We start from the raw sequence: 11,749 nt of genomic DNA, 5'->3' as shown, positions 1-11,749 counted from the left end.
TCAGGACTGTCTGCGGAGCATAAACAATGAAAAAATTGATCAACCGTGTTGAAGACGTACTGAACGAACAACTCGCCGGGCTGGCAAAAGCCTACCCTTCTCTGGCACTGCATCAGGACCCGGTGTATGTCACTCGCGCAGATGCGCCAGTGATGGGCAAAGTGGCGCTGCTTTCCGGTGGTGGTAGCGGCCATGAGCCAATGCACTGCGGCTACATTGGCCAGGGTATGCTCTCCGGTGCCTGTCCGGGTGAAATTTTCACCTCGCCAACGCCGGATAAAATGTTTGAATGCGCCATGCAAATTGATGGCGGCGAAGGCGTACTGCTGATAATCAAAAATTACACCGGCGACATTCTTAACTTCGAAACGGCAACCGAGCTATTGCATGAAAGCGGCGTCAAAGTCACCACGATGGTCGTGGATGATGACGTGGCGGTGAAAGACAGTCTGTACACCGCCGGTCGTCGCGGTGTGGCAAATACTGTATTGATTGAAAAACTGGTCGGTGCGGCCGCAGAACGCGGTGACTCACTGGATGCCTGCGCGGCATTGGGGCGCCAGTTGAACAATCAGGGTCATTCCATCGGGATTGCCATTGGTGCCTGTACCGTTCCGGCGGCCGGTCAACCGTCATTCACCCTGCAGGACAACGAAATGGAGTTTGGCGTCGGTATCCACGGCGAACCCGGCATTGACCGCCGTCCATTCTCCTCACTTGATCAAACTGTGGATGAAATGTTTGACACCCTGCTGGAAAACGGCAACTACAGTCGTACGCTGCGTCACTGGGATCACCTTCAGGGCGCATGGCAGGAAGGGAAAGAAAGCAAACGCGCGCTACAGAGCGGCGATCGCGTGATTGCGCTGGTCAATAATCTCGGTGCGACACCGCTGTCTGAGCTCTTCGGCGTGTATAACCGCCTTGAAAGCCGTTGCCAGGATGCCGGTATTGTCATCGAACGTAACCTGATTGGCTCTTACTGCACCTCTCTGGACATGACCGGTTTCTCAATCACCCTGCTACAAGTGGATGACGAAACGCTGAGCTTATGGGATGCACCGGTTCACACCCCTGCACTCAACTGGGGTAAATAAGGAGATTCATGATGTCCCTCACCAGAACACAAATTGTTAACTGGCTCTATCGCTGCGGCGAAATATTCACCACCGAAAGCGATTTTCTTACCGGCCTTGACCGGGAAATCGGCGATGCCGACCACGGTCTGAATATGCACCGCGGCTTCAGTAAAGTGGTCGAAAAGCTCCCGTCCATTGCGGATAAAGATATCGGTTTTATTTTGAAAAATACCGGGATGGTACTGCTCTCAAGCGTCGGTGGTGCCAGTGGCCCGCTGTTCGGCACCTTTTTCATCCGCGCCGCGCAGGTCACTCAGGCCCATCAAAGTCTGACGGTTGACGAGTTGTATCAGATGATGCGTGATGGCGCAGAAGGTGTCATTAGTCGTGGTAAAGCCGAACCGGGTGACAAAACCATGTGCGACGTTTGGGTGCCTGTCGTCGAATCTTTACGCCAGTCCAGTGAGCAAAAGTTGAGCGTACAGGCCGCTCTGGAGGCGGCAAGCGCCCAGGCAGAAGCCGCGGCGCAAAGTACCATCACGATGCAGGCGCGCAAAGGCCGCGCCAGCTACCTTGGTGAGCGCAGCATTGGGCATCAGGACCCCGGCGCAACGTCCGTTATGTTTATGATGCAAATGTTGGCTCAGGCGTCCAGAGAGTAAGGATAAAACGATGGTAAACCTGGTTATTGTGTCTCACAGCGCCCAACTGGGCGAAGGCGTCGGTGCGTTAGCCCGACAGATGTTAATGGGTGATGGTTGTAAACTCGCTATTGCCGCAGGCATTGACGATCCTGAGTACCCCATTGGCACCGACCCCATCAAAGTGATGGAGGCCATTGAGTCAGTGGCAGACACGGATCACGTGCTGGTGATGATGGATATTGGCAGCGCGTTACTGAGTGCGGAAACCGCGTTGGATCTGCTCGATCCGGCAATCGCCGCCAAGGTGCGTCTGTGCGCTGCCCCGCTGGTTGAAGGTACGCTGGCGGCAACCGTCAGTGCTGCGGCGGGCGCTGATATCAATCGGGTCATCAATGATGCCATGAATGCCCTCGACGCCAAGCGTGAGCAACTGGGTTTACCTTCGTCGTCTGTTGCGAAGACAGCACCCGCTGAATTGTCACCCGACGCCGATGCTCGTTCGGTTGCCGTGACCGTAAGAAACCCCAACGGTATACATGTTCGCCCGGCATCGCGGCTGGTCTCCACATTGTCTGGCTTTAATGCCGACATGTGGCTGGAAAAAAACGGCAAATGCGTCGTCCCTGACAGCCTGAATCAGATAGCACTTCTGCAGGTGCGCTGTAATGACACGCTGCGCCTGATTGCTAAAGGTGAACAGGCAGACGCGGCGCTGGCTGCGTTTACACAGCTGGCGGCTGAGAATTTTGGCGAGTCCGTCGAAGAAGCACGCGCTGAAAGCATCGCAGTACCGGTGCCAGCGCTGGCAACGGGTACGGCATTTTGCTATACGCCGTTCTCACCGCAAGTCACCCATCGCCCGACCGCGGATATGCAGGACGAGCAGCAGCGGCTAAAAGCGGCCATTCAACGCACACTCGACGACCTGAGTGATTTAACCGCGCTGGCAGAGGAGAAGTATTCCGCTGATATCGCCGCCATTTTCTCTGGTCATCACACGCTGCTCGACGATCCTGAGCTTTTCGATATGGCCTGTGATTTGATGCGTGAAGAGCAGTGTAGCGCAGCATATGCCTGGCATAACGTACTGCGCGATCTGAGTCAGCAGTATCTGCAACTCGACGATCCTTATTTACAGGCGCGATACATTGATATTGAGGATTTGCTGTCCCGTACGCTGCAACATTTGACCGGCGAAAGTGCCCGTATCCCCGCGTCTATTCGACCGACCATTCTGGTCGCCGATGTCATCTATCCGTCTACCGTGCTGCAACTCGACCCGCTCACGATCAAAGGGATCTGCCTGCGCGCCGGTAGCGAGGCCTCCCACTCGGCGATTATCGCCCGCGAGATGGGCTTGTGCTGGGTATGCCAACAAGGCGCAACCCTCGATGCTATCAAGATGGGTGACGCTCTGACTCTGGACGGTGTAGCAAATCGGGTGATCCTCGCGGACTGATACCCACAGCCCACCCTTTATCTGTAAAAGGTGGGCTATTTCACTCCCTCCGTCAGGAAATGTCTGTTTAATCGCAAAATGGGGGGCCGATCACGCGCAACGGTCGATCCTGAACTAAGGTTTTCTCATGGTAGATGCCGCAACTTCGGCACGCCGCTAAGGAGATTAACCGATGATAACACCCGCAATTCGCCATCCTGGCCTGCTCTCAGTGGCGATAAAACTGACGCTCGCAAGCACCTTTTTTGCTCTGGCCTCTTTTACTGCGAACGCTGAGGATTCACCTGTCGCTACGCCTTCTCCTCCTGATATTCTGCTTGGTCCATTGTTCAATGATGTACAGACAGCAAAGCTATTTCCCGATCAGAAAACTTTTGCAGACGCAGTGCCCAACAGCGATCCACTGATGATCCTTGCCGATTATCGGATGCAGAAAAATCAGTCCGGCTTTGATTTACGCCATTTTGTGGAAGTGAATTTTACGTTGCCAAAAGAGGGTGAGAAATACGTGCCCCCGGCCGGGCAATCACTCCGCGAGCATATTGACGGACTGTGGCCGGTACTCACTCGCTCAACCACCGATGTCGAAAAATGGGACTCTCTGCTGCCGCTACCAGAACCCTATGTAGTGCCGGGCGGGCGTTTTCGTGAGATTTATTACTGGGATAGCTATTTTACTATGCTGGGGCTTGCCGAGAGCAATCGCTGGGACAAGGTTTCTGATATGGTGGCCAACTTCGCTTATGAGATTGATTCCTGGGGGCACATTCCTAACGGCAACCGAAGCTACTACCTGAGCCGTTCACAGCCACCGTTCTTTGCCTTTATGGTTGAACTGCTGGCGCAACATGACGGTAACGACGCGCTGAAAAAATACCTCCCGCAGATGCAAAAAGAGTACAACTACTGGATGGAAGGAGGCGAAACACTTCAGCCCGGTCAACAGCATAAACGTGTGGTCAAACTGGCTGATGGCACCCTTTTAAACCGCTACTGGGATGACCGGGATACGCCAAGACCTGAATCCTGGGTTGAGGATATTGCCACCGCGAAAAGCAATCCGAACCGCCCTGCCACTGAAATTTATCGCGACCTGCGCTCAGCCGCAGCATCCGGCTGGGACTTTAGTTCACGCTGGATGGATAACCCCAACCAGCTAAGTACCCTGCGCACCACCAGCATTGTGCCTGTCGATCTCAATGCCTTGTTATACAAGATGGAGAAAATGATCGCTCTCGCCAGCAAAGCCGCAGGTGACGATGCCAAAGCAGCGCAGTACGAGGGCTTTGCCAATGCCCGCCAAAAAGGGATTGAAACCTGGTTGTGGAATGACAAAGAAGGCTGGTATGCCGACTATGATCTGAAGAGCCACAAAGTCCGTAATCAGTTAACTGCCGCCGCGCTGTTCCCTTTATTTGTGAATGCGGCGGCAAAAGATCGCGCCGGCAAGGTGGCCACAGCAACTCAGGCGCATCTGTTGCAACCTGGCGGCCTTGCAACCACGTCGGTGAAAAGCGGCCAGCAGTGGGATGCTCCCAACGGCTGGGCACCGTTACAGTGGGTCGCCGCCTCGGGATTACAGAACTATGGCCAAAATGATGTCGCTATGGATGTCACCTGGCGATTCCTCACCAATGTGCAGCACACGTACGATCGTGAGAAAAAATTGGTTGAGAAGTATGACGTGAGCAGCACAGGAACCGGCGGCGGCGGTGGCGAATACCCGCTACAGGATGGTTTCGGCTGGACCAACGGCGTAACGTTAAAAATGCTCGATCTGATATGCGCTAAAGATAAACCCTGCGACAGCGTACCGGCAACGCGCCCCGCCCCCGCCAGTAACACGCCTTCCGAGGCCAAAAAGCAGACTCAACCGACGTCCTAATCTTCTTCTGGTGTCTTCAGCATCCTCTAAATCCGCGCCTTGTCGCGGATTTTTTGGTGCCATATATCTCCATTTCAGGTGTATCCATTGCATCTAGCCCTTATGGGGTAGCCCCTGTTTTCATCCGTGTGAAATTGATTCTGAACATGTTTTTATTCGCTGTATATGTAAATATATAGCGATTTTATCACTGTTCAGGACCAACATAATGCCACTGACAAGAAGGATGTTTGCCCAGCTCGTGGCATCTGCGCTGCTGTTACGCCATTTTCCGGCCCTTGCCCAAACACCGCTTACCGTTGCTGTCGGTTCACCGCCATCACCTGAGGCAATCCTGCGCGTCGTCAGCGCCGGAGCACCTGCTGATATGCTATTGCTGGCTGTCGCACCGGAAAAACTGGTGGGATTTTCATCATTTGATTTTTCTCACCAGGCCGCAGTGCCATTCCATCATGACATTTTGGCGTTACCGAAATTGGGAAGACTGGCAGGACGCGCCAGCACCCTGTCACTGGAGGCCTTGTTAGCGCTGAAACCCGATCTGGTGGTTGACTGCGGCAATGCTGATGAAACCTGGCTTTCTCAAGCCCGGCAGGTCAACGCGCAAACGCGCGTTCCGTGGCTGCTGATTAACGGCGAGCTCCGACAAACCCCGGCACAACTGCAAGCCGCAGGGGCTGCGCTGGGTACCGCAACACGGGCCTCGGCACAGTCCGCGCTTGCCCGTCGATTTATTGATGACGCAGATGCGTTTTCGCACTCCCCCGCAGCAAAACTGCGCTTTTATGCCGCACGCGGTGCCAGAGGACTGGAAACCGGTTTACAGGGTTCACTGCATACCGAAGCACCAGAGTTACTGGGATTACACAATGTCGCGCAAATCCCGGGACGACATGGATTGACCCAGGTATCCATGGAAAATCTGTTGAGCTGGCAGCCCGATATTATTCTGGTTCAGGATGCAGTCACCGCACAGTACCTGCGAGAAGATCCCGTCTGGCAAGGGGTTAAAGCCGTTGCTGAGCAACGTATTCTGTTTCTCAGCGGACTGCCGTTTGGCTGGCTGGACGCCCCGCCGGGCATCAACCGGTTGCTGGGATTACGTCGCCTGCACGCCTGGCTTGACCCCAAAATTGAAACCCACTTTAAGACCGATATGCAGCGCTACGCAGAATTGTTCTGGCACACCTCATTAAGCGATGCACAGTTTCAAAAGCTGGTGACACCCTGATGAGAATGACTACGCTGAGTGCTCTGATGATCGCAGCCATTGCCGTGTGTGTCATCGTCGCAACGGTTTCAGGTGCATATCGCCTGGATGCCCAGCAGGTGATGAACCTCATTGCTGACCATCCGGGCGTGCCGCCCCAGGACAAAATCGTCTTCTGGCAGATTCGATTGCCACGCATTCTGGCTGCATTGCTGCTGGGTGCGGCACTGGCGGGCGCAGGGACCACTTATCAGGGTATGTTCCGTAACCCACTGGTGTCGCCGGATATTCTCGGCGTGGCAGCCGGGGCGGGTTTAGGGGCCTGTACCGCCATCCTGCTCGGTTTACCGATCCTGTTTATTCAACTGTATGCGTTTGTCGGCGGCCTGTTCGTGGTGGCGGGCGTGTGGCTCATCACCCAGCGGGTAAAACGCCACGATCCGGTACTCACCCTTGTACTGGTCGGCATTGCGCTGGGTACGGTGTGCGGCGCAGGGATTTCGCTCATCAAAACGCTGGCTGACCCGTATACCCAGCTACCGTCGATTACCTTCTGGCTACTCGGTGGTCTGTCGACCATCACCGCCCATGACCTGTGGTTGTCCGCACCGCTGATCGTGGCCGGTTTGGTGCCGCTGTTGCTGCTACGCTGGCGTATGAATTTACTCACCCTCTCGGATGATGAAGCCCGTTCTCTGGGCATCAACGTTTCCCGGCTACGGCTCTGGCTGATTATCTGCGCCACGCTTATCACCGCCTGTACTGTGGCGATTGCCGGAATTATTGGCTGGATTGGGCTGGTGGTGCCACACATTGGCAGACTGCTTTGTGGGAACAACCACCAACGGCTACTGCCTGTTTCAATGGGGATCGGCGCTATTTTACTGCTGCTGACAGATACCCTTGCCCGCACTCTGAGCAGCACGGAAATCCCGCTGGGGATCCTGACCGCGTTTATTGGTGCCCCCTTCTTCCTGTTACTTCTGCTCCGGGGAGGCCGACAATGACGCTGCTGAGCGTACAACATGCATCTCTCGGCTACCATTCCCGGCACCCAGTATTACGCGATGTCTCGTTTAGCGTCGCGCCAGGGGCAATTTGTTGCCTGATTGGCGCCAATGGCAGTGGGAAAACTACGCTGATGCGTACCATTCTTGGCGTTCTTCAACCGCTTGCTGGCCAGATTACGCTTGATGGTATCGCGGTGAATCATCTCAGCGACCGGGAACGCGCCGCCGCCATCGCCTGGGTTCCTCAGGCACATGACGGTGCGTTTGCCTTCACGGCTCTGGACATGGTGATGATGGGACTGGCCCCGCAAATGGCGGCATTTGCCGTTCCCGGCGGCAAAGAACGCGACATCGCCCTTGAACAACTGGACGTGCTGGCAATCCCGCATCTCGCGCCCCGGCGCTGGAACACCCTGAGCGGTGGCGAACGTCAACTGGTGTTGATTGCCCGTGCGCTGGCACAGCGTCCACGTCTTTTACTGCTGGATGAACCTGCTTCCAGCCTCGATTTTGGTCACCAGATCCGACTGCTCGACACCCTGGTCACGCTGAAAAATTCGGGCATGGCGCTGCTGATGTCGACCCACCATCCGTTGCATGCACGGGCCATTGCCGACAGCGTGGTACGCGTCGAGCCAGATGGTCTGGTGTCACAGGGGGGGCCTGAACACCAACTGGCTGCTGAACGTCTGGCCACGCTGTATCGGGTCACGCCCTCACAAATAGCCCATCACCTCTTTGGCTCACACGATTAAGGAATCACGATGCTCATTGACGACATTGATTTTGCTGACCTGTACCGCAAACAGTTACTTCAGGCGAAGCGAACCGAGAAAAAACCAGAACACTGGGACAAACGCGCGGAAAAAATGGCAGAAAATTGCGCCTCATTAACCGACAACTACCTGCTCCAGTTATTGAGCAAGATTGACCTGAAAGGTGCTGAATCACTGTTTGATATGGGTTGCGGCCCCGGAACGGTTGCGCTGGCGCTGGCCAAAAAAATGCCGATCGTTTACGGCGTAGACTACAGCCAGGGAATGCTGAGCGTTGCCGCTCGCCGTGCCGGGCAGATGGGCGTGCGCCACGTACAGTGGGTGCAGCGCGCATGGGAAGCGCACTGGGACGACTTGCCCCAGTGTGATATTGCCGTCGCCTCACGTTCAACGCTGGTTGCCGATATGCGTCAGGCTATGACCAAACTGAATAATCAGGCACGGCTGCGGGTTTACACCACCCATCTCGTCAGTTCCTCATTTGTATCGCCCACGATTCAGCGCGCGCTGGGGCGCGAGGTGATTGAGCTTCCCAACTATATCTATGCACTGAATGTTTTGTATCAGATGGGCATTCACGCACATGTTGATTTTATCCGTGGACCAAACTGTCAGCAGGACAACAGCACCTGGACACGTTTTCTGGAGAACGTGCGCTGGAGCATGGGAGAACTGAGCACCGACGAAATTGAGCGTCTGGAGCACTGGTACCATCAGCAGGACCCCGGCACCATCGCTCCCGCCAGTCGCGACTGGGCGCTTATCTGGTGGGACAGCGTACCGCGGGAGGCGCTGCAATGATCTACTTCTCACAGGCGCAAGTCGATGCGCTGCTGCTGGAGGATATTCAGGGCGGCGATTTAACAACCCGCGCGTTGGGTATCGGCGCACAGCCAGGAAGTATGGGTTTTTATCACCGCCAGGGCGGGTGCGTAAGCGGAACTACTGTTGCCAGACAAATGCTGACATCACTGGGTTTGACCGTTACCGACCTTGTGCCCGATGGCGAACGGGCGCGTACCGGACAGTTACTTCTGCGCGCGCAGGGTAACGCGGCGGCACTACACCAGGGCTGGAAAGCAGTACAGAACGTGCTGGAGTGGAGTTGCGGTGTCTCACGCTATCTCGACGATATGCTAAGCATCCTGCGTCAGCGCTATCCTGATGGCCAGATTGCCTGCACCCGCAAAACTATCCCTGGCACCCGTATGCTGGCTACCCAGGCGATCCTTGCTGCCGGAGGCATTATCCACCGGGGCGGGAGCGCCGAAACCGTGCTGCTTTTTGCGAATCATCGCCGCTTTCTTGCCGATCCGAACAACTGGGCTGCGGCAATCGCGCAACTACGCGCCCATGCGCCAGAAAAAAAGATTGTGGTCGAAGCAGATACCCCCGATGAGGCATTGGCCGCGCTACATGCGGCCCCTGATGTGCTGCAACTCGATAAGTTTACCCCTGAGCAGGCAGCAGGCATCGCTCGCCTGGCACCGTCTCTGGCCCCCCATTGCACGCTGGCGCTGACTGGCGGCATTACCCTCGCCTCACTGGCGAGTTATCTCGACTGTGGCATCAGACTCTTTATCACCTCCGCACCTTACTACGCCCCACCGGCGGATATCAAAGTTAGCCTGAGCCCGGACACCCACGGCGTATAACATTTATAAATGGACTATAAATAATGAATTTTAACAAAAGTTGTCTTTACACAGCCCTGTCGTTTGCTTTCGCGCAAGGTGCTTTTGCTGGGCAGGAAAGCGAAACCATGACCGTCTGGTCTAGTCCGGCCTCCGCCGCAACCACTACGGTTCTCGGCCAGGAAACGATGCAGCAGTTGGATAAACAAAACGTGGCGCAGGCGCTAAGCGTCGTTCCCGGCGTCGTGCTGCAAAAATCCGGTAACCGTAACGAGCAACAAGTGAAGGTCCGCGGTTTTGACAGTCGTCAGGTCCCGGTCTTTTTCGACGGTGTTCCGGTGTACATCCCCTACGATGGCAACCTTGATTTAGCTCGTTTTCTGACATCCGATATCGCTTCTGTCGAGGTCTCTAAAGGCTACTCATCCTTGCTACAGGGGCCGAACCAGATGGGTGGCGCTATCAACATCACGACCAAGAAGCCCACCAAACCGATTGAGGGCTCTCTGGGCTATCGTCAGGGCTGGAGCCGTAGCAAAGACAATGCCCATGATATGCACGCGTCGTTCGGTGCCAGCAACGATCTCGGATATATCCAGCTCAGTGGTAGCCAGCTAAAACAGGATTTCCTCGGATTACCTCATGGTGTTGATAACCCGGTAGCGGGCAGCAATGGCAAGATGATTAACTCATCAGCCGATGATAAACGCGGCATCGTGAAACTGGGGTTCACGCCACGCGGTGATGATGAGTATGTTCTGACCTACATTAATCAGGACGGCGAAAAAGATAACCCGCCATATGCCGGGACCAGCAGCCAGAAATCACGTTACTGGCAATGGCCGCAATATGATAAAGAAAGTTATTACTATCAGGGCACCACGCATTTGGGCGATCGCTTTACATTGAAAAGCCGCCTGTATCGCGACACCTTTGAAAATACACTGATGATGTACAATTCCCTTGCCGATCTGAAAAATAAGAAAGGCAGCTACAGCCATTATTCTGACTATAGCGACGGCGCAGGTTTGCAGCTTTCCGCTGATATGCGGGAGAACGACCTGCTCTCTTTCGCCGTGAACTGGAAAGACGATGTTCATCGCGAAAAAGGGGCTCCAAATGCCGCTTATGACCGCTACGAAGATCGCACCTGGTCTGTTGCCAGTGAATATCAGTGGGCGGCTGCGGATAATGTCGATGTGGTGGCGGGTATCAGCTACGACTGGCGTGACAGCGTAGAGGGGATGAAGCACGAGAAAAACGGCAGCGTTACCCATTATGATGACAACGATCAGTCCGCCTTTAACTGGCAGGTAATGACCAAATATCACTTTGAAAATTCTGACACATTAGCGCTGTCCTACTCTGACAGAACGCGCTTCCCCACACTGAAAGAGCGCTACACCACGTCAAAACCGGCTTATAACCAGATAGCGCTGGTCAACCCGCAGCTAAAACCGGAACGCGCCCGTAGCGTCGATCTCACGTGGAACGGTTCGTTCACCCAAAACTGGGGATTCGAAGCCAGCGTGTATTACAACCGCATTACCGATGCGATTCTGTCGCACAATATTGATGCCGACACGATTCAGAACCAAAACAGTGGTCGGGTGGATTACACCGGCCTGGATGCCGGCGTCAAAGGTAAGGTCTTTGACATGCTGGATGTGGGGCTAAGCTACGGTCTTATCCATGCTGACGTTAAACGCAGCGACATCGGTAAAATTACCGATCTGCCGACGCAAACTCTCACCGCCTGGATGACGCTGAAACCATGGGACCCACTCAGCATTACGCTATCCGAAGAAGCCCGCTCTTCAAGCTATAGCAATTCTGATGGCTCACAAAAAGCGGCCGGATTCGCCATTACCCACCTCCGGGCAGATTACACCATCGGACATGGCTTTAGCGTTAACGCTTCGGTCAACAACCTGTTTGATACACAGTACGTCTACAGCGAAGGGTTTATCGAAGAAGGTCGTAATTACTGGGCGGGGATTGAATACCAGTTCTGACTAAACTACGCAGAGAAACGGCCCCCGCAGGGGCCGT

General features: G+C 54.9%; 10 protein-coding genes. All 10 read left to right on the top strand.

The window, feature by feature from the left end; translation table 11 throughout:
• The first annotated feature begins 26 nt into the window (after positions 1 to 26).
• Positions 27 to 1,097, top strand: coding sequence for a dihydroxyacetone kinase subunit DhaK (gene dhaK / locus FDX03_RS11480; protein ID WP_048211439.1), 1,071 nt, complete (start codon positions 27 to 29; stop codon positions 1,095 to 1,097).
• A gap of 11 nt (positions 1,098 to 1,108) precedes the next feature.
• Positions 1,109 to 1,741, top strand: a complete 633-nt coding sequence (dhaL, locus tag FDX03_RS11475) for a dihydroxyacetone kinase subunit DhaL (protein ID WP_005122292.1) — start codon at positions 1,109 to 1,111, stop codon at positions 1,739 to 1,741.
• A gap of 10 nt (positions 1,742 to 1,751) precedes the next feature.
• Positions 1,752 to 3,182 (top strand): dihydroxyacetone kinase phosphoryl donor subunit DhaM, encoded by a 1,431-nt coding sequence (gene dhaM / locus FDX03_RS11470; protein WP_137345952.1) that lies wholly within the window; start codon positions 1,752 to 1,754, stop codon positions 3,180 to 3,182.
• Between the two features lie 172 nt (positions 3,183 to 3,354).
• Entirely contained in the window at positions 3,355 to 5,067 is a 1,713-nt protein-coding gene (locus FDX03_RS11465; protein WP_137345951.1) for an alpha,alpha-trehalase, read from the top strand.
• A 208-nt stretch (positions 5,068 to 5,275) separates the two neighbouring features.
• A complete protein-coding gene (locus FDX03_RS11460; RefSeq protein WP_137345950.1) occupies positions 5,276 to 6,298 on the top strand; it encodes an ABC transporter substrate-binding protein in 1,023 nt (340 codons plus the stop codon).
• Positions 6,298 to 7,284: an iron ABC transporter permease gene (locus FDX03_RS11455; protein ID WP_048211435.1), complete on the top strand. Its 987-nt coding sequence runs from the start codon at positions 6,298 to 6,300 to the stop codon at positions 7,282 to 7,284. Before FDX03_RS11460 ends, FDX03_RS11455 begins: the two co-directional genes overlap by 1 nt.
• Positions 7,281 to 8,042, top strand: coding sequence for an ABC transporter ATP-binding protein (locus tag FDX03_RS11450; protein WP_061068043.1), 762 nt, complete (start codon positions 7,281 to 7,283; stop codon positions 8,040 to 8,042). The genes FDX03_RS11455 and FDX03_RS11450 overlap by 4 nt, the downstream gene beginning before the upstream one ends.
• 9 nt (positions 8,043 to 8,051) lie before the next feature.
• The gene (locus FDX03_RS11445) at positions 8,052 to 8,864 is read left to right on the top strand and encodes a class I SAM-dependent methyltransferase (protein WP_061068044.1); all 813 of its coding nucleotides are present in this window, start codon (positions 8,052 to 8,054) and stop codon (positions 8,862 to 8,864) included.
• Positions 8,861 to 9,718, top strand: a complete 858-nt coding sequence (modD, locus tag FDX03_RS11440) for a ModD protein (RefSeq protein ID WP_115601898.1) — start codon at positions 8,861 to 8,863, stop codon at positions 9,716 to 9,718. The genes FDX03_RS11445 and modD overlap by 4 nt, the downstream gene beginning before the upstream one ends.
• Before the next feature lie 23 nt (positions 9,719 to 9,741).
• On the top strand, positions 9,742 to 11,712 hold the full coding sequence (locus tag FDX03_RS11435; protein ID WP_115601897.1) for a TonB-dependent receptor: 1,971 nt from the start codon (positions 9,742 to 9,744) through the stop codon (positions 11,710 to 11,712).
• Positions 11,713 to 11,749 lie beyond the last annotated feature (37 nt).

The sequence above is a fragment of the Citrobacter sp. wls827 genome (genome assembly GCF_005280875.1).
Lineage (GTDB): Bacteria > Pseudomonadota > Gammaproteobacteria > Enterobacterales > Enterobacteriaceae > Citrobacter > Citrobacter youngae.
The sequence above is the reverse complement of the archived record's forward strand: the minus strand, read 5'-3'. Positions and strand labels throughout refer to the sequence as shown.